Annotated in this window: 12 protein-coding genes; 6 read left to right on the forward strand and 6 right to left on the reverse strand. The window is 68.3% G+C overall.

All coding sequences use genetic code 11. From position 1 onward, the window contains the following. Window positions 1–105 precede the first annotated feature (105 nt). The 4 genes from LT965_RS00620 (at window position 106) to LT965_RS00635 (ending at window position 5,809) form a co-directional block, all read left to right on the forward strand. Complete coding sequence (locus tag LT965_RS00620; RefSeq protein WP_232702080.1) at window positions 106–1,977, forward strand: hypothetical protein; 1,872 nt, start codon at window positions 106–108, stop codon at window positions 1,975–1,977. Then, complete coding sequence (locus tag LT965_RS00625; RefSeq protein ID WP_232702081.1) at window positions 1,978–3,447, forward strand: flippase; 1,470 nt, start codon at window positions 1,978–1,980, stop codon at window positions 3,445–3,447. It abuts the gene before it with no gap. Between the two features lie 48 nt (window positions 3,448–3,495). Next, complete coding sequence (locus tag LT965_RS00630) at window positions 3,496–4,458, forward strand: NAD-dependent epimerase/dehydratase family protein (protein WP_232702082.1); 963 nt, start codon at window positions 3,496–3,498, stop codon at window positions 4,456–4,458. 157 nt (window positions 4,459–4,615) lie between these two features. Continuing rightward, window positions 4,616–5,809 (forward strand): carboxylate--amine ligase, encoded by a 1,194-nt coding sequence (locus LT965_RS00635; protein WP_232702083.1) that lies wholly within the window; start codon window positions 4,616–4,618, stop codon window positions 5,807–5,809. Between the two features lie 138 nt (window positions 5,810–5,947). On the opposite strand, the gene LT965_RS00640 is transcribed toward LT965_RS00635, so the two are convergent. From LT965_RS00640 to LT965_RS00660, 5 genes are all read right to left on the reverse strand, one after another. Continuing rightward, window positions 5,948–7,516 carry an alkaline phosphatase family protein gene (locus LT965_RS00640; protein ID WP_232702084.1) on the reverse strand — a complete coding sequence of 523 codons (1,569 nt, stop codon included), beginning with the start codon at window positions 7,514–7,516 and terminating at the stop codon, window positions 5,948–5,950. Between the two features lie 165 nt (window positions 7,517–7,681). Continuing rightward, window positions 7,682–8,482: a hypothetical protein gene (locus tag LT965_RS00645; RefSeq protein ID WP_232702085.1), complete on the reverse strand. Its 801-nt coding sequence runs from the start codon at window positions 8,480–8,482 to the stop codon at window positions 7,682–7,684. 15 nt (window positions 8,483–8,497) lie between these two features. Continuing rightward, window positions 8,498–9,619 (reverse strand): Gfo/Idh/MocA family protein, encoded by a 1,122-nt coding sequence (locus LT965_RS00650; RefSeq protein WP_232702086.1) that lies wholly within the window; start codon window positions 9,617–9,619, stop codon window positions 8,498–8,500. Window positions 9,620–9,695: 76 nt separating this feature from the next. Further along, window positions 9,696–10,262 carry a metal-dependent hydrolase gene (locus tag LT965_RS00655; RefSeq protein WP_232702087.1) on the reverse strand — a complete coding sequence of 189 codons (567 nt, stop codon included), beginning with the start codon at window positions 10,260–10,262 and terminating at the stop codon, window positions 9,696–9,698. 1 nt (window position 10,263) lies between these two features. After that, entirely contained in the window at window positions 10,264–11,337 is a 1,074-nt protein-coding gene (locus LT965_RS00660; RefSeq protein ID WP_232702088.1) for a DUF1616 domain-containing protein, read from the reverse strand. A 478-nt stretch (window positions 11,338–11,815) separates the two neighbouring features. Between LT965_RS00660 and LT965_RS00665 the strand changes: the two genes are divergently transcribed. Then, on the forward strand, window positions 11,816–13,237 hold the full coding sequence (locus tag LT965_RS00665) for a right-handed parallel beta-helix repeat-containing protein (protein WP_232702089.1): 1,422 nt from the start codon (window positions 11,816–11,818) through the stop codon (window positions 13,235–13,237). A gap of 16 nt (window positions 13,238–13,253) precedes the next feature. Here LT965_RS00665 and LT965_RS00670 read toward each other — a convergent pair whose 3' ends face one another. Further along, window positions 13,254–16,709 carry a PKD domain-containing protein gene (locus LT965_RS00670; RefSeq protein ID WP_232702090.1) on the reverse strand — a complete coding sequence of 1,152 codons (3,456 nt, stop codon included), beginning with the start codon at window positions 16,707–16,709 and terminating at the stop codon, window positions 13,254–13,256. A gap of 246 nt (window positions 16,710–16,955) precedes the next feature. Between LT965_RS00670 and LT965_RS00675 the strand changes: the two genes are divergently transcribed. Further along, window positions 16,956–18,194: a glycosyltransferase family 2 protein gene (locus LT965_RS00675; RefSeq protein WP_232702091.1), complete on the forward strand. Its 1,239-nt coding sequence runs from the start codon at window positions 16,956–16,958 to the stop codon at window positions 18,192–18,194. The last annotated feature ends 10 nt before the right edge of the window (window positions 18,195–18,204 follow it).

The raw sequence follows: 18,204 nt of genomic DNA on the forward strand, positions 1-18,204 counted from the left end.
ATCGAGGGACAGGAGGTGGTTCACCGGAGCCAACTCGGGCGTACCCAGCGCATAACAATCCCCCGACGACACGGAGTATCTCCAAGATTCCGGGGAGATACCAGAATGGCTACGAATTCACATCGACTGTCGAAGGTGGGGTTGGCTGCAGGGTTCCTCGGACTGCTCGTCGCCGTGGTCGTCGCCCACAGGGCGCCAGCGACCGGCTACGAACTGTCCATCTACAGTGGGACGCCGACTGCCGTCTGGGTCGGGCTGGGTGTCGCGATGGCCGTCGGGACGGTGCTCTCGCTTCTCGGCCCGCGGGCGAGTCGCATCTATCACGGCGCGCTGCTGCTCGTGGGGAGCACGGCGCTGGCGATGCTCTCGCTCCCCATCATCAGGGGGTACGAGTTCTACGGCCGGGGTGACGCGCTCAGCCACCTGGGGTGGGCCCGCGAGATCGCCGCGGGGACGTTAGACCCCGCGAACCTCCTCTACCCGGGCATCCACACGATGACGATCTTCGTCCAGTCCGTGGCGGGCGTCCCGATCACGCGGGCCAACCTCTACGTCGTCCTGCTCGTGTTCCCGCTGCTGTTCCTCCTGTTCGTCCCGCTCTCGGTGCGGCTGCTCGGCGGTGGCTCCCGGGCCCTCGCGATCGGCCTGCTGGCGGCGGCGCTGTTCATCCCGGTCAACAACGTCTCCGTCCATCCGAACGCCCACCCCGCGACGCAGGGGATCTTCTTCTTCTCGTTCGTGCTGTACCTCCTGCTCGCGTACACGGTCGACCCGTCGAGCGAGCGCCAGACCACCGACCAGCGCACGGCCGTAGCTGACGGTGGGCGGCGGTCCTCGTGGTGGCGGGACCCCGAATCCGGCGTCACCGGGGCGGGTGTGTTGCTCGCGACCGCGTCCGTGGCCATCGTGCTCGTCCACCCCCAGCAGGCGGTGAACGTCACGCTCGCCTTCCTCGCCATCACGTTCGTACAGCTGGGGTATCGCCGGCGGAAGCCCGATCACCCGATCGCGGCCCACAGGGCGATTACCATCCCGACGCTCGTACTCGTCGCTGCAGTCCTCGCCTGGGCACCACGGTTCGACCGGGTGACCGGGACCATCGTCGCGCTCATCGGGGGTCTGTTCAGGACCGGTGCGACGACGGGTGAAGTGGTCACACAGAAGTCCGCGTCGCTGACGACCGTCGGCGGCAGCCTCCCGACGCTGTTCGTGAAGCTGTTCCTCCCGGCGCTCGTGTTCTCGCTACTGGCGACCTGGCTCATCCTCGTGGCACTCCGTCGGTTAGCCGAGGCCCCCAGCCTCAACTCGCTGGTCGCCTACATCGCGGTCGGACTCGTCCCGCTGTTCGGCATCTTCCTGTTGATGGTCATCGTCCAGTCCGGAGACCAGTACTTCCGGTACGTCGGTTTCATCATGGTGCCGGTGACGGTGCTCGGCGCGGCCGCGCTCAGCCGCTGGCTGAACGGCCTCGGCGGCAGCTCGCGACCCGTCGGTGCCGTCGCACTCGTCGTCCTGATGCTCGTACTGTTGCCGGTCGGGGTCGCAGCGACTCACCCCTCGCCGCACATCTACCAGCCGAACTCGCAGGTGACCGAGTCCGAGTTCAGCGGCTTCGAGTCGACGTTCGAGCACCGCCAGGAAGAGGTCGCGTTCACGGGCGTCCGCGGCGGCCCGCGGCGGTTCGTCGACTTCCACTACGGCACCGAGCGGGCGATGAACACCCTCGACTTCCCGGGATACCGGTCACCACTCGGTGAGCAGATATTCGTGAAGGCCAACTACAGCGACGCGTTCGAGGAGCCGCGGTACATGGCGGTCACGGAGTCGACCTACGAGCGCGAGGTCACCCTCTACGACGGGTTCCGCTACCCCGAACGGAGCTTCGAGGCGCTCGAGGCGACGCCCAGCGTGAACCGCGTCCGGTCGAGCGACGGGTTCGACCTGTACCGAATCGACGGCGACGAGGACGACGCGTAGATGACACTGGCCGAACGGCTCTCCCGGGGAGCGAAGGCGACCTTCGGCGGCAACCTCGTCGGGATGCTGTCGAACGCCGCGCTCATCGTCCTGCTGACGCGGGTGTTCCTCACGCCAGAGGAGTTCGGTGAACTGAACTTCGTACTCTCGGCGGTGGGCGTGCTCGCCATCTTCGCCACGCTCGGCCTCCCGAAGTCGGCTGCCCGCTACGTGACCGAGTTCACGGAGACGGCCCCCAAACAGGTCCCCCACGTCGTGCGGCGCTCCGTCGTCTACCTCGCGGCGCTCGTCGCGGTAGTCAGCGGCGGTACGCTCGTCCTCGGGCGCCCCGTTGCGAACCTGATCGGCGTTCCGTCGCTCGTGCCCTACCTGCTCGTCGCCGCACTGTACGTGGCCGTGAGCGCGTTCTCCAGTTTCTTCGGCTCGCTGTTCCAGGGGTTCAACCGCGTCACCTGGACCGCGGCGACGCGGATCATCACGCGAGTCGGCCAGCTCGTCTTCGTCGTCGCGTTCATCATGCTCGGGTACGGCGTCGTGGGAGCACTGTTCGGGTACATCGCCGGGCTGGCGGTCAGCACGGTCTTCGGTGGCTACGTCGTCTACACGCGCTTCTACTCGACGTACGAACGCGCCGACGAGCCAGCCGAACGCCTCTCACGGCGCCTGCTCGAGTACAGCATCCCGCTGACTGCCACCCGCGGCGCGAACGTCCTCGACAAGAAGGTCGACACGATCCTCGTCGGCGTCCTCCTCAACATGACTGCGGTCGGCTACTACACGCTGGCCAAGCAGGTGTCGAACTTCGTGGCGATGCCCGCCGCCTCGTTCGGCTTCACGCTGTCGCCCGCGCTCGGCGAGCAGAAGAACAAGCAGAACGTCGAGCGCGCCTCCCGGCTCTACGAGCAGTCCCTCGAGTACGTGCTGCTGGCGTACGTCCCCGCCGTCGTCGGCCTCGCACTGGTCGCCGACCCGATGGTGCGGTACATCTTCGGGACCGACTACCTCGGCGCCGTCCCCGTCGTCCAGGTGTTCGGCGGGTTCATCCTCGTCAACGCCGTCAACAAGATCACCAGCGACGGCCTCGACTACCTGGGGCGGGCGCGCTCGCGGGCCATCGTTAAGACCGTCATGTCGGTGTCGAACTTCGGGCTGAACCTGCTGCTCATCCCCATCATCGGCGTCGTCGGGGCCGCCATCGCGACAGTGCTCACCTACACCGTCTACACCCTCTCGAACGTCTACTTCATCCACCAGGAGCTGACCATCCGCATCCCGCGGGTCGCCCGGCGCCTGGGCATCATCTGCCTGGTCACCGCGGGCATGGCGCTGGCCGTGCTCGTCGTGCTGCCGTACGTCTCGGGTATCCTGTCGCTGCTGGCCGCCGTGTTGCTGGGCGCCGCGACGTGGGCGTCGCTCTCCATCGCCGGCGGCGTCCTCGACGTCCAGAAGGTCACGAACTTCCTCGCCTGAGCACCTAGGGGCGGTATAACAATCCGGTCTTCGGGCGACCCGTCGAGCATGGATTCGCGTGACACGCGACGTGCAGTCGACGGTTCCTCGCTGCGAGACCAGACCGTCCTCGTGACCGGTGGTGCCGGCTTCGTCGGCAGCCACATCGCCGACGCGCTGGTCGACGACAACGAGGTCCGCGTCCTCGACGACTTCTCCTCCGGGCGCCCCGAGAACGTCCCCGAGGGAGCGACGATCGTCGAGGGCGACGTCCGAGACCCGGAGGTCGTCGCCGAGGCGACCCGCGACGTCGACGTGGTGTTCCACCAGGCAGGCCTCGTGAGCGTCCCGGAGTCCGTCGAGGTCCCCGAGGAGAGCCACGAGACGAACGTGAGTGCGACGCTGTCCATCCTCGAAGCAGCGCGCCGGGAGGACGCCCGCGTCGTCGTCGCGTCGAGCGTCGCCATCTACGGTGACCCCGTCGAGGTCCCCATCCACGAGGAGGACGCAAAGGCGCCGACGTCACCGTACGGTGTCGACAAACTCGCCGTCGACAACTACGTGCGGCTGTACAACGAGCTCTACGACCTCGAGACGGTCGCGCTCCGCTACTTCAACGTCTACGGCCCGCGACAGTCCGCGGGCGAGTACAGCGGCGTCGTCAGCACCTTCCTCGAACAGGCCCGCTCCGGCCAGCCGATAACCGTCGAGGGGGAGGGCGACCAGACCCGGGACTTCGTCCACGTCTCCGACGTCGTCCGCGCGAACCTCGCGGCCGCGACGACAGACAACGTGGGGCGAGCGTACAACGTCGGCACCGGCGACAGCATCACCATCCTCGGTCTCGCCGAACTGATCCGGGACGTCACCGACTCCAGCTCCGAGGTGGTCCACGTGGACCCGCGTCCGGCCGACATCGAGCGCAGCGAAGCGGACGTCAACCGCGCGAGACGACAGCTCGACTACCAGCCCCGGGTGCCGCTCGCGGACGGACTCCGAGAACTCGCCGGGACGACCGCGCCGATCCAGTGACGGCACCGCGACGACAGCCGTCACCCCCGGAACATCGTCCATACCGTGCGAGAGCGCGTCGCTGCCCCGCTGGAGACCGATGCGAGAGCTTCGGTAAGGGACTGTTACCGGCGTTTCGCAGTGTCTACTCATTACGCGCGTCTCCGTAGGGCAGTCCATGAGTGGTTCGCCCGGTGAACAGGAGTCCGCTCTCATCCCGTCTCACCGTGGAGCATCCGGTTACGCGTGCGTCCGATCACTCGCCGAGCACGGCGTCGACACCATCGTCGTCTCGGAGAAGGACGGTGTGCCGGCCGCCGCGTCCAGGTTCTGCACCGAGTCGGGGTCCCTCCCGCCGCCCCGGGAGGACCTCCTGGCGTACCGGGACGCGCTGCTGGAGTACGCCGCCCGGGAGGACGTCAGGACGGTCGTCCCGGCCCGCCCGGAGGACACCTACGTCCTGTCGCGGTACTACGACGAGTTCGACGCGGAAGTGTCGATTCCGGTGCCCGAGATCGAGCAGTTACGCTCAGTGTACGACCGCCTGGAACTCGCAGACGTCGCGAGGGCGGCGAGCGTGCCCGCCCCCGAGACGCGGCTGCTCTCGTCGGTCGGCGGCTGGGACGGCGACCTCGTCGTGAAGTCCCGGTTCAACGTGCTCGCGGACGTCTACGAGGACTCCCTCGGCCCCGCGGACGTCGACGTTGCCAAGGACATCTACCACGTCTCGGCGGACCAGACGTTCGACGCGGCGGCCATCGAGGAGTCGATGGGGCACGACCCCATCGTCCAGGAGTTCATCCCGAAGGACGGCGAGTTCATGTTCGCCGCGCTGTACGACCGCGGCGAACCGCTGGCGACGTTCCAGCACCGCCAGATACGCGGCTCGTCGTACAGGGGTGGCGGTGGCGTCTACCGGGAGTCGATCTACGACCCGGAGCTCGAGAGCGTCGCCCGCGACCTGCTCGACGAACTCGAGTGGCACGGCCTCGCCTGCATCGAGTACATGCGGGACGCCCGGACCGGCCAGTACGTCCTCACCGAGATCAACCCCCGGATGTGGCAGTCCCTCCCGTCGACCGTCCACGCGGGCGCCGACTTCCCGTACTACTACTGGCTGCTCGCGACCGGGCGGGCCGACGAGATCGACCACGACTACGAGACCGGCGTCGGGACGCACCTGCTGTACGGCGAACTGGCGTACCTGCTGAGCATCCTGCGAGAAGAGTCGCCCCACGTCGAGCGCCCGTCGGTCTCACGCACGACCTGGAACATCCTCGCGTCCTGTATCACCGAACCCAGCTTCGACTACCTCTCGCTGGACGACTACGGCCCGTTCCTGACGGGGCTGAAACGGAAGCTCTCGAAGTAGGCCGAGAACCCGCGGTTCGTCGACGCCTGCCAGGAGTGGCAGTCCCAGGCCTCCCGGGCGGACGAGTCCGGGCGCTCCGTCGTCCAGAGTCTGTTCTCGTAACGTCCCCGGGGTGGGGCCGCCGCGACACCTCGACGGCTACTCGATGTAGCCGAGTCCGCGGAGGCGGTCCTCGACGTCGTCCATGTCCCCGCCGTCGCCCTCGCCGACGCTGGCAGTCTCGCGCTCGGCGGTCACCTCCGTCGTCTCGACCGCCCGGGTCGCGGGCGTCGACTCCGCCTCGAAGATCTCGGAGAGGACGCGGCCGTCGACGTAGTCGGGAACTGGCTCACCCACCGCGTGGAGGAGCGTCGGCGCGACGTCCACGACGGTCGCGTCCTCGGCCTCGGCGCCGGCTTCGACCGTCGGTCCCCACGCGAAGTAGATCCCGTCCTCGTGGTGGCCCGCGGCCTTCGTCGTCGCGTCGACGAACACGTCCTCGGTCAGCATCGTCATCACCTCGTACTCGCCCTCGCCACGAATCACGAGGTCCGGGGAGTCGTCGTCACGCGGGAAGATGTCGTCGCCGTCGAAGACGCTGAACACCTCCTCACCGGTCTCCGGGTCGGTGAGGTCCTCGAACAGTTCCTGGAGTTCGGCCTTCAGGTCGGGGACGTCGGCGGGGTCGACGATGCCGTCGTCGAATCGCTCGGTGTCGTTGACGTACAGGCTGCCCTCGCCGTGCGTGAACGCGACCGTGTTCTCGTGGTCGACGTCGAAGAGGCTGTGTTCGCCCGGCACCTGGAGGGCGGCGACATTGACGAACGCCTGGGGGACGTAGTCGACGATCCGCTGCTTGGTGACGCCGACGCGGTCGAGTTTCGAGAGGACGTTCTGTTTGTCGATGCCGAGTTCCGCGAGCGTGCCCCGCATCCCGGACGCCTCGCGACGCTCGAGGTAGCCCTCGCGTTCGAGCAGCGCCGCCGCGGAGACGATGGTCTCGTTCGGGCCGAAGCCGTGGTCGGAGACGACGTTGAGCACGGCACCCCGCTGTTCGGCGTACTCCATCACGTCGCCGACGATGTCGTCGAACACCTGGTACCACTCCAGCAGCACGTCCTCGTCCCAGATGAGGTGCTGGAGCCTGTCGGGCGCCGTGAACACGAAGAAGAAATGCCGCCAATCCTCGCGCGCCATGAGTTTCTCCAGGAGCGCGGTGCGGTTCTCGACGAGCGCCTCGAGGTCCTCGACGAACGCGGCCTCACTGTCGCCGTACTCCCCCCAGTCGAGGCCAATCTCGTAGTCCGGAATCTCAGCCTCGATCTCGTCGCCCAGCGACGACGGACTCGTGAACCCGTCGTCGAGTCGCGGCGTCATCATCCCGGCGACCATCTCGCCGTCGATGTCCGCGGCCGGGTACGTCATCGGGACGTTCGCGACGACGGCCGGGTCGAGGTGGTCCCAGAGCGCTGGTCGCTGGACGTTCTCACTCGCGTTCATCTCGTGAGTGTAGTCCGACGCGAGGTTCTGGAAGCCGTAGACCCCGTGGTCGTCCGGCCACACGCCCGTCGAGATAGAGGGCCACGCCAGCGCGGTGTGGGCCGGCTTCGTACTCTCGAGGACGCCGCTGGCGCCCTCCTCGAAGAGCCGCTGGAAGTTCGGCAGGTGACCCTCGTCCGTCCACCGTTCGACGAGGTCCCACGGGACGCCGTCGAGCCCGAGGACCATCGCTCGTTCCGGGCCTGCAGGTTCGTGGTCTACACCGGGACGGTTTTTGGGAGGCATCTACCGTCAGCAAACCCGCGAAGAGGTTAGTTACTGAGGTGGTAACGGGATACCAGTAGCTACGATCGGTCACCCGCCTCCCGGGCGAAAACACCCCACTCTACACGCCTACCGGCCAGCGTAGACGAGCGGGTCCAGGTCGGGGTGGGGTTCGTGCTCCTCGCGCGGGAGGTCCCCGCGGACGTACGCGTCCCGAACGGCCTGCCACTCCGTGTGACGGCGGAGGACGCGGACCCGTATCTCGTCGAGGTCGAGGAGCTTCGCGATGCTGAGCCGGTTCCGGCCGTCGACGAACAGCAGGTCGCCGTCCCGGCCGACGTGGACGGCGATCTCGTCCTTGTAGCGCTCGGTCTTGAGCCGGTCGGGGTCCCTGATGGGGCTCGCTTCGTCGGTCTCCAGTAGCTCCGCCTGCGAGCAGTAGCCCTCCTCCGCGATGCGCTCGTACAGGTCGTCGAGGCGCTCACAGCGGGCTTCGAACTCCGCTCGAGTGTGGCACCCCCAGCGCTCTCGCCCCTCCGCCATCTCGCCGACGACACGCTCGAAGAAGTCGGTCTCCGACCAGGGGACGCCCTCCTCGAAGTGGCGCCGGTACGCCCGGTAGACGTCCATCTCCTCGAAGCGGAGGTCGGTCTGGTCCCAGTTGCCGGCGACGACCTGCCCCGCGTCGCGGAACATCGGCTGGCGACGACCCACGACGTGCTCGATGTCGTGCGGGTCGACCTCGATCAGTCGGTACGGGTCGATCGGGGCGTCGTAGCGCACACGGTTGGCGAGCACGGTGGCTCGCACGTACGACCTGGCGTACAGGTCCCGGGCGCGGAGGAGCCGTCGTTCGACCCCGTAGCTCTGGCTAGCGAGTCGTTCACCGATCCCCCGGAGGAGTCCGTCGACGTCGGGACTCACCTTCATCCCCCACATCCCCGGCTATTCGGCGTCCTGACCAATGCTGTGTTCGACTGGCTGTGCGTCTCGGCGGCCCGACCGAGTGGCCGCGTTCCGGATCGCCTCCATGAGGTACACCGTCCAGCGGGCCTCCGCCAGCGGCACCGGCATCTCGTCGCCGGACTCGAGCGCACGCGCCTCGGCGTCGTGCTGGTAGAAGTGCGGGTTGTTGAGGCGGGTTGTGTCCCAGTCGTCGTTGCGGTTGCTCCGGACCATCGACCGGACGTTCTTCACCGTCCCCGTCACGCGGTCCAGCACGGAGTCGACGTTGTTGAGTCCGCGGCTCATCGGCGAGGCGAGGTAGTCGCGGTCGTGCTCCTCGATGGTCTGTGAGATGAGGTCGACGGTGAGGGACTTCTCCTCGCCGTGGATGAGGATCTGGCGGACCGGCACCGTGTCGCTGAGGACCTTCGTCGTGCAGAGCACACCGTCCTCGGTGACGTACTGGAGCTGGGCGTTGTCGTAGTCGAAGTCGCGGTCGTACTCGTCGAACAGCGACGTGGTGGCGACGACGTCCTCCTGGCTGCGCGGGTAACCGCCGGCGCGCAGCGTGAGGTAGATGGGGTGGGGGAGGCCCTCCTCGAACTCGCCGCCCGCGAGTTCGAAGTTCCACGGGCCGCGGTTCGGGTCGTCCGGCCGACTCGAACCGGTGTAGATGACGTCGACGCCGCGGACCGCACCGAGTTCGCCGTCCCGTTTCATCTGCATCGCCTTCCGCATCGCGGGGACGAAGTTGTGGTTGTGGACCTCGGTGACGGTGACGCCGTGGCGGTCGGCGTGGGCCGCCAGCTCCTCGAACTCCTCGTAGGTCTCCGTGATCGGCTTCTCGATCTGGACCGGGATGCCCGCCTCGATGACGAGCTTCGCTATCGGGAGGTGGGTCTGGACGGGTGTACAGAGGTGGACCCAGTCGAGGTCGAGTTCGTCGAGCATCTCCTCGACGTCGAAGAACGCGTGGATGTCGTAGTCCTCGGCGATTTCCCGCGCGGTGTCCTCGTCGGTGTCGCAGATGGCGACGAGTTCCGTCCGGGGTCCCTGGTCGAGTCCGGAGAGGTGTTGTTCCGAGACGGTGCCGCCACCGACGACTGCCGTTCGCAGTGTCATCGTCGGAGGATACCGCCGTCGGCGCATTGTTATAGAGACGCTACGGCCTGCTGGGTCGCGAGTCCGGGCTCGACGGTCACTCCGGTGCGGACCGCTCGAACAGTCCACGGAGCAGCGGCATCCCGTCGAACAGCCAGACGGAGAGGGCGGCCAGCAGCAACAGGACGTCGGCGACGAGGTACAGCGTCCCGCGTGGCGTCGCGAGGAACTCCAGGAACACGACGATGAGTTCGCCGACGTGCGGGAGCGCCCGCTCGGGGCCGCCCTCCGCCGGGACGACAGGCCAGAGGAGGAAGCCGAGGCGCAGTTCTCCGCGGACGACCAGCGGGTAGACGACGTCACCCGCGAGGTGCGAGAGGTGGCCGACGGCGAACGCGATGCTGCCGCGGTAGGAGTCGATGGCCCACCCGATGGCGAACGCGACGGCGACCAGTGGCATGGCCACGAGCAGCGAGTGGCCCAGCGTCCGTCCGCCGGGCAGGACGGCGAGCACCCACGCCAGCGGTTTGTCGACGAGGTCCGGGAGTAGGCTGGCGAACGCGACGACGACGGTCCCGCGGGTCGTCGGCGGTCGTCCCCACAGCCAGCGGCTACACGCCGAGTACAGCAGGTAGCCGACCGCGAGGTGTTCCCACGGCCACATCTCAGACGCCGTCCCCGGTCACGGGCGGGGCGGTGGTGGCCGCGGCCGTGCCGGCTGACGACTCGTTGACGTCCACCCAGAGGAAGAGGTGGTTGTCGGCGGTCTCCGGCGTCACGGTGGCCGGAGGTTCGCCCTCGTAGAGGAGGACGTTGAACCGCAGGTCGTCACCGAGCATCTCCGGGCGCACCGACAGCGTCTGTTCGCGCGTCTCGCCGTCGGGGACGGTCAGCGACGTCCGGTCGAGTTCGTTGCGCTCGAGGACGGTGACCGAGCCGTTGTCCGTCTCGACCCGTTCGATCACGGCGACGGCGGTGTAGTTCGTCCGTTCGCCCTCCTGGTTCTCGACGGTCAGCGTGAAGTTCGTCGCGCCGCCGGACGTGAGCTCCGTCGAGTAGTTGCCTGCGACGAGTTCGCCGCCGTCCTGGCCGAGCAGCGCCGCCTCGGTGAACGACTCGCCAGACTGCGGGGCGACCAGGCCGAACGCGAGCGCGCCCATCGACGCGACGACGAGCAGCGCCAGGACGACGTTCAACACTGTGTCGGCGTTCCACTCGGCGTCGGCGGTCGCGGCCCGTAGTTCGTCGCGCCAGCTATCCGTCGGGAGGGCGAAGCGGTCGGTCTCCGGCAGCCGCAGTCGCCGGAACGCGCCGCCGAGTACGCCCACGCCAGTCACCAGCAGCAGCGTCGCGACGATCACCGTTGTGTCGAGGGGGAAGCCGAGCCAGGACAGCCCGAGCGCCACGATGGGCAGGAGTGCGACCGTCGCGCCGAAGGACAGACAGACGCGCTCGACCCAGCTGACGCCGCGCACGTGGGACGGCGTCGGCCGGCGAGTGCCCGCGTCCGTCGGCTGGTCGGGGCCGCGCGCGGGGAACAGCACTGCGGCCAGCGCGTACCCCGGCAGGAAGGTCAGCAGTGGCGCGGCGAGCACGACCCGGAGCGGGCCGGTGGCGACGCCACCGACGATGGCCGTTCCCACGACGAGCGCGTAGCCGAGCACCACCAGGACGTCCCCGAAGGCCGTGAGCAGGCCACCGTCCCCGACCGAGGTATCGAGAGCAGTCACCCGACTCATTGCCTCCCTCCCGCGCGGAGCACGTCGCGAAGATACCGATCCATGGAACTGGTAGCGAGAACGGCCACGCGGTCCATTGTTACCAACAGCGTACCACGTCCGTCCAGACCGGTTCTCGCGGCGTCAGCGGCCAGTGTTCGAGGACGTGGCTCCTGCGTGGACTTGGATCGTAGACGACGACTCGCGGCCTCGCAGAGCTGCGAGTTGTCCCGTTTCGCCGGACACCTCTCGGCGTTCGAGACGTTCGCTGCGGCCGTTAGCCCGCGTGTACCGCCAGTTGGAGCGCCTGGCCGGCGGTCTCGCGGGGCCCGACAGTCGGGTACGACCGTTCGGCGCTCGCGCCAGTAATCTCGGCTTTCCAGATTCGTAACCTGACCCTTGTCGGAGTGGTCGGAAAGCGCTGGCTTACAATGGTCGCGTACTCCCTCGGTAGGCGACGAGTATGGATACCGAACCCAGCTCTGTCAGGGCGATCGCAGTGGTTCTGGTGGTGGCGCTGGTCGCCAGCGGCGGCGCGACCGCTGCCGCTGGCTCGAACGCCACGGCCTCGTCGGTGGCCCAGTTGTCGTCGTGTGGGACCATCGATTCGCCCGGTATGTACGTCCTCTCCGAGGACATCGAGAACGCACCGTCCGACGGCTGTTTCACCGTCGAAGCGAACTACGTCAGCATCTACGGCGACGGACACACCGTCGCGACCGAGGACGGCACCGGTGCCGCCGTCGAGGCGGACGGCGTCGACCAGGTCGTCGTCGGGGGCATCGTCGCCACCGGCTGGCAGACCGGCGTCGCGTTCGACGACGTCGACGGCGGCGCGGTGGCCGGCAACGAGTTCCGGAACGTCTCCGTCGTCGCCGTCTCGCTACGGGACGGCACCAGCGTCGTGCGGGTCGACCGGAACGTGGTGACCGACGGGACCGACGGCGTCCGGGTCGCCTTCACCGACGAGGGCAACGTGGTCAGGAACAACGAGTTCACGGACCTCACCGGCACCGCCGTCGACGTCGGCGCGTTGGCCGAGGAGACCAGCGTCGTGAACAACACCGTCCGGAACGTGGGAGGTGACGCCGTCCGCGTCTCGAACTCGCGGTCGGCGACGGTCGCGGCCAACGACGTGACCGGCAGCGTCGGCGCCATCGCCGTCGAGGAGTCGGCGGGCGCGACCGTCCGCGACAACGTCGTCCGGGACGTCGACAGCACGGCGATCCGGATCGACGGCGGCGCGTCGGCGAGCGCCGCGGCCAGCGAACCGGCGACGAGCGCCGAAGCACGGCACTTCGCCGCGCTCCAGTTGCTCGCGCCCGAACCCGACGGCGACACGGAGAGCCGGATTATCAACAACACGGTCGCGGGAACCCCCAACCGCGGTATCTCGGTCAACGAGACCGCGTCGCCGACCGTCGCGCACAACCTCGTCACCGACGCCAAGGACGGCATCTACGTCCACGACTCCGCCGGCGTCGCGGTGACTGACAACCGCATCGCGGGCAGCGGCGACGACGGCGTCGCGCTGGCGAACAGCGTGAACACGACCGTCGCGCGGAACGACGTCACGACAAGCGGCGACAACGGCATCTACGTCGTGGGCGCCGACAACGTGGTGTCGAACAACACCGTCACCCGGAACGCCGACGACGGCGTCGACCTGCAGAACGCGACGCGGGCGACGGTCCACGCCAACGCCTTCGTGAACAACAGCGACGACGGCGTCTTCCTCAGGGACACCGACAACGCCACGATCACCGCCAACGACATCCGGGCCAACGGTGACGACGGCGTCGACCTCAGGGCCTCGGCCTGGAACGCCGTCGAGAACAACACGGTCTGCGAGAACGTCGACCGGGAGATCCGCGAACGTCGCGGTGCGGCGAACAACGACCTCGCGAACAATAGCTGCTGACGGCCCGCACCCGGACTTACTCTTTTCGGCGCTGGAGGAACCGACCAGCGAGAGCCAGCGCGAGGGCGAGCACCGCGACGGTCGGGCCGAAGCCCGGGGACAGCACGTCGGAACTACCGTCGGTCGTCGTGGGCGTCTCCGTCGTCGTCTCCTCGCCCGCGACCTGCAGGGACACCGTCGCGTTCCCGACCGACGCGGTGTACGAGCCCGGCGCCTGGATCTGGCGCGTGAACGTCACCTCCACGGTCTCCCCCGCGGGGACGGTCACCTCCTGGCTGTCGACCACCTCGCCGAACAGTTCGAGCTCGACGCTCGTGGTGCCCTCGGCGTCGCCCGTGTTCTCGACGAAGGCCGTCAGCTCGAACATGTCGCCCGCGAGCACGGGGTCGCCGGACTGCTCGACGCTCGCGACAGAGATGTTCGGTTCTGCGGGCTCGACAGCCACGGTGTACGTAGTCTCGCCCACGCTGACGGTCCGGTTCCCAGGCGTGGTGAACTGCCGGGTGAACGACACGGTCCTGGTCTCGCCCGGCTCGATCACGAGCGTCCGACTCTCGACGACCGTCCCGTCGACGGCGAACTCGACCTCCCGCTCGCCGGCAGCGTCGCCGTCGTTCATCAGCGTCGCGTCGACGACCAGCGAGTCGCCGGCGACGAGCGTCCGGTCGGACACCGAGACATTCGCCGGCCCGATGTCGGGTTCCGCCGGGTCGGCCGGTTCGCTCGAACCGCCACCACCACCGCCGCCTCCGCCACCGCCGCCGCCACCGCCGCCAGCACCGCCTCCGCCACCACCGTCGTCGTTGTCGTTACCGCCGTCGTTCCCGTCACCGCCGTCCCCACCGCTACCGCCGCTGTCGGCGGACGCGACATCGACGGTGGTGTTCGTCGAGGCCAATTCGCCGGCCGACGACTCGACCCGGAGCGTGACGGTGTAGCTCCCGGGTTCGTCGAACGTGTGCTCGACGGTCGCTCCGGTGGCGTTCCCGCCGTCCTCGAAGGTCCACTCGTAGCGCACGATGTCGTCGGTCGGCGTGGACGCGCTCGCGTCGAAGGAGACCGGTTCGCCCTCGGTCGGACTCTCGGTCTCCACGCTCACGACGGGGTCCAGCGGTTCGGAGTCGCCCTCGGTGACCGTCAGGATCGCAGTCGCCTGGTCCGTGGCGTTGTCGTCGTCGACCACCGTGACTGTCGGCTCGACGTCGCCAGTCCCGGTGTACGTGTGACTGACCGTCGCCTCGGTAGTAGTCTCGTCGACCGTGCCGTCGCCGTCGAAGTCCCAGCGGTACTCGATGATGCCGCGGTCGTCAGTCGACCCACTGGCGTCCAGCGTCAGCGCCTCGCCCGCCGTGGCGTTCGCGGGCACCTCGAGCGTGGCGTTCGGGGGACTGTTCGGCGCCTGAACGGTGAGCGTCGCGCTCGCCGTATCAGTGGCGTTGTCGTCGTCGACGACCGTCACTGCCGGCTCGACAGTCCCGCTCTCGCCGTAGACGTGGTCGACTGTCGCGCTGGTCGTATTGGCGTCGACCGTGCCGTCGCCGTCGAAGTCCCAGCGGAACTCCGCGAGGGTCCCCTCGTCGGTCGACCCGCTCGCGTCGAGTGTGACCGACTCGTTCACGGTCGCTTCGGCGGGGACGTCGAGCGAGGCGTCGGGTGGCGAGGCTGCGGCCGTCACCGTCACGGTCGCGGTGGCGTTCCCGCGCTGTCCCGTGGTGTCCACGACGGTCACCGTGGCCGTGTACGTGTCCGCGGAGTCGTACGTCGTGGTGGTCGTCGCCTCCGCAGTGGTCTCGTCCACCTCGCCGTCTCCGTCGACGTCCCACTCGTAGGAGTCGATGCCCTCCTCCGCGGTCGACCCGCTCGCGTCGAGTTCGACCGTCTCGCCGGTGGTCGCGTTCTCCGGCACGGTGAGGGTCGCGTTCGGCGGCGCACCAGGCGCCTCGATGGCGACGGTCGCGTTGGCCGCGTCGGTCGCGCCGTCGCCGTCCACGACGGTGACCGTCGGCGTGTAGTTGCCCGCAGTGTCGTACGCGTGGGTGACCGTCGCGTCGGTCGTCGTGTCCTCGGGGCTGCCGTCGCCGTCGAAGTCCCAGCGATACTCGGTGATGCCGCGGTCGTCAGTCGACCCACTGGCGTCCAGCGTCAACGCCTCGCCCGCGGTGCCGTTCGCGGGCGCATCGAGCGTGGCGTTCGGGGGACTGTTCGGCGCCTGGACGGTGAGCGTCGCGCTCGCGGAGTCCGTGAGGTTGTCGTCGTCGACGATCGTCACCGCCGGCTCGACAGTCCCGCTCTCGCCGTAGACGTGGTCGACTGTCGCGCTGGTCGTGCTGGCGTCGACCGTGCCGTCGCCGTCGAAGTCCCAGCGGTACTCGGTGATGCCGCGGTCGTCGGTCGACCCGCTCGCGTCGAGCGTGACCGACTCGTTCACGGTCGCTTCGGCGGGGACGTCGAGCGAGGCGTTCGGTGGCTGCACGACGTTCACGGTCGTCTCGTCGGTGGCGGCGTTCCCGTACGTGTCGAACGCCGTGACGGAGACCGTGTGCGCTCCCGCGTCCGTGAACGTGTGGGAGACGCTCGCGTCGGTCGTCACCTCGTCCACCTCGCCGTCGCCGTCGAGGTCCCACTCGTAGCCGCCGATGGCCGCCTCGGCGTCGGTCGACGCGGTCGCCTCCAGCGTGACGTTGGTGTCCGGCTCGACCTGCTCCGGACCCGAGACGTTGGCAGTGGGTGCAGTGTCGAGACACCCACCGCCGTGGACGAACACCCGGCGGTCCATGTCGAGGGTCGCCCGCGTCTCGCCGTCGGCACCCTTCACGACCCACGCGTCCATGTAGTACGCCGGGTCACCAGATTCGCCCCACTCTCCCCAGTGCGCCGCGTCCTCGTTGAATCCGGGGTCGAGGGTGACCGTCCCGTCGAACGCCCCGAAGCCGGTGTAGGCCCCACCGTCGGTCCGGTTGTCGGTCCACTTCCAGTCGACCGTGGTGGTCGTCTCGCCGATCACCCAGTCGTCGTCCTGGTCGGAGCCGTCGGGGGCCCTGTAGAGGTCGTCCTGGACGGCCCAGCTGCCGCTCGCTGGCAGCCCCTCGTACGCCATGGTCAACGTACTACCGCCGGCCTCGTCGCCGAGACGGTCGTTGATGGTGACCAGGCTCGTGTCGTTCGACCCGGCGTAGAACAGCAGCACGGACGTGTGGGTCTCCTGGTATTCGAGGGTCCCGTACGACGCGTACTTCGAGCCGTCGTACCCGGACTCCGGGTTCCGGTAGTCGTAGAATTCTGCGACGGTCTTCGAGGTGTTCGTCACCGGGCTGACGGTGGTACAGGTGGTGCCCTGTGCCACCGCGAACTGCTCGTTCGCCGGTGGTGCCGACTGTGCCGACGCAGGTGCGGTACTCGCAATCGGCGCGAGGACGACGACCGACACGACGACGATCGTCGCCAGCGCGCCCGCGGACAAACGCTCTGACATTCACTCTCCGAATCGCCGCGTGTAACCCTTTGTTATAGACGCGTTTCGGCAGAGACTACTCTCTGCTCACGCCTGGAACGCCCGTTCTCGAGCGTACTGGCTGTCAGGGCGTCCGTCGAGGTAATCAGAGCCATACCCGGAGAAGCGGCGGCGTTAGGCGGTCCGCGCCTCGAACACAAGCTCTGTGTAACAATACTCCGCGTCGGCATATTTCCGAGCAACCGCCGGCAGTCCGGCGAGAACACAATGTACCGAGGACACACTGTCGGGGTCGTCATTCCGGCGTACAACGAAGAGGGGTTCGTCGGCGACACGCTCAGGTCGGTTCCGGAGCTCGTCGACCGCGTGTACGTCGTCGAGGACGGCTCTACGGACGGGACCTGGCAGGAGATTCGAACGACCGCAGCGGCACTGAACGACCGGCGCAGCGACGACGAGGACGACCCCTTCTCCGAGTTCGTCGTCCCGATCAGACACGAACAGAACCGGGGCGTCGGGGGCGCGATCAAGACTGGCTACCTCCGTGCACGCGAGGAGGACGTCGACCTCATCGCGGTGATGGGGGCGGACGGCCAGATGGCGCCCGAGGGGTTGACCGACCTCATGGACCCCATCGTGGACGGACGCGCGGACTACACGAAGGGCAACCGTTTCCTCGGGCGGACCTCGCGGGGTGACATGCCCGCGTTCCGGTTCGTCGGGAACGCCACGCTGGGCGCCATCACGAAGATCGCCAGCGGCTACTGGAACAGCGGCGACCCGCAGAGCGGCTACACCGTCATCTCGAAGCGCGCCCTGGAGGAGACGGCCGTCGAGGACATGTACGAGTTCTACGGCTACTGCAACGACCTCCTCGTGAAACTCAACGTCGCGGGGATGCGGGTCGTCGACGTCCCGCGCCCCATCATCTACGGCGACGAGGAGAGCCACATCAAGTACCACACGTACATCCCGAAGGTGTCCGGGATGCTGTTCAAGAACTTCCTCTGGCGGCTGAAGACGAACTACCTCGTCTTCGACTTCCACCCGCTGGTGGCCGCCTACGCCGTCGGCGGACTGGCGTCGCTCCTCGGCCTGCTCGGGTTCGTCTGGGCGCTCCCGGGCGTAGGGAGCTTCGGGACGCCGCTGGCACGCGGTGGCGCCGCGGCCGGCTTCCTCCTGTTCGGCGTGCTGTCGTTCGTCCTGGCGATGGGGATGGACATGCAGGCCAACGAGGGGCTGAGCGCGACCCTCCGACCGGAGTCCGACACTGGGGACGGGGAGCAGCGAGCGGTGCCCGCCGGCGAACCGACACCGGCGGGCGAGCGCGCCGGCGAGGCGCCGGACCAGACGGTGACCGTCGAACTCGGCCCGCGCGAGTGGGCCTACGTCGCGGACGCAGAAGTCACAGACGGCGGCACGCCGTCGCCCCACGAGGTGGCCGTCGAGGAGGTCCGCGAACGGATCCGGGAACGACTCGAGGCGGCCGACGACGACGGCGACTGACCGACACCGA

This window comes from Halobacterium wangiae, assembly GCF_021249345.1.
Taxonomy (GTDB): domain Archaea; phylum Halobacteriota; class Halobacteria; order Halobacteriales; family Halobacteriaceae; genus Halobacterium; species Halobacterium wangiae.

Bases quoted from the DNA above. Each gene is read 5' to 3' on its own strand.
- LT965_RS00640 (WP_232702084.1), bottom strand. From the start codon at position 7,516: ATGGTCCTCGGGCTCGACGGCGTCCCGTGGGACCTCGTCGAACGGTGG.
- LT965_RS00650 (WP_232702086.1), bottom strand. From the start codon at position 9,619: ATGACACTGCGAACGGCAGTCGTCGGTGGCGGCACCGTCTCGGAACAA.
- LT965_RS00670 (WP_232702090.1), bottom strand. From the start codon at position 16,709: ATGTCAGAGCGTTTGTCCGCGGGCGCGCTGGCGACGATCGTCGTCGTG.
- LT965_RS00630 (WP_232702082.1), top strand. From the start codon at position 3,496: ATGGATTCGCGTGACACGCGACGTGCAGTCGACGGTTCCTCGCTGCGA.
- LT965_RS00635 (WP_232702083.1), top strand. From the start codon at position 4,616: ATGAGTGGTTCGCCCGGTGAACAGGAGTCCGCTCTCATCCCGTCTCAC.
- LT965_RS00675 (WP_232702091.1), top strand. From the start codon at position 16,956: ATGTACCGAGGACACACTGTCGGGGTCGTCATTCCGGCGTACAACGAA.
- LT965_RS00645 (WP_232702085.1), bottom strand. From the start codon at position 8,482: ATGAAGGTGAGTCCCGACGTCGACGGACTCCTCCGGGGGATCGGTGAA.
- LT965_RS00660 (WP_232702088.1), bottom strand. From the start codon at position 11,337: ATGAGTCGGGTGACTGCTCTCGATACCTCGGTCGGGGACGGTGGCCTG.
- LT965_RS00625 (WP_232702081.1), top strand. From the start codon at position 1,978: ATGACACTGGCCGAACGGCTCTCCCGGGGAGCGAAGGCGACCTTCGGC.
- LT965_RS00620 (WP_232702080.1), top strand. From the start codon at position 106: ATGGCTACGAATTCACATCGACTGTCGAAGGTGGGGTTGGCTGCAGGG.
- LT965_RS00655 (WP_232702087.1), bottom strand. From the start codon at position 10,262: ATGTGGCCGTGGGAACACCTCGCGGTCGGCTACCTGCTGTACTCGGCG.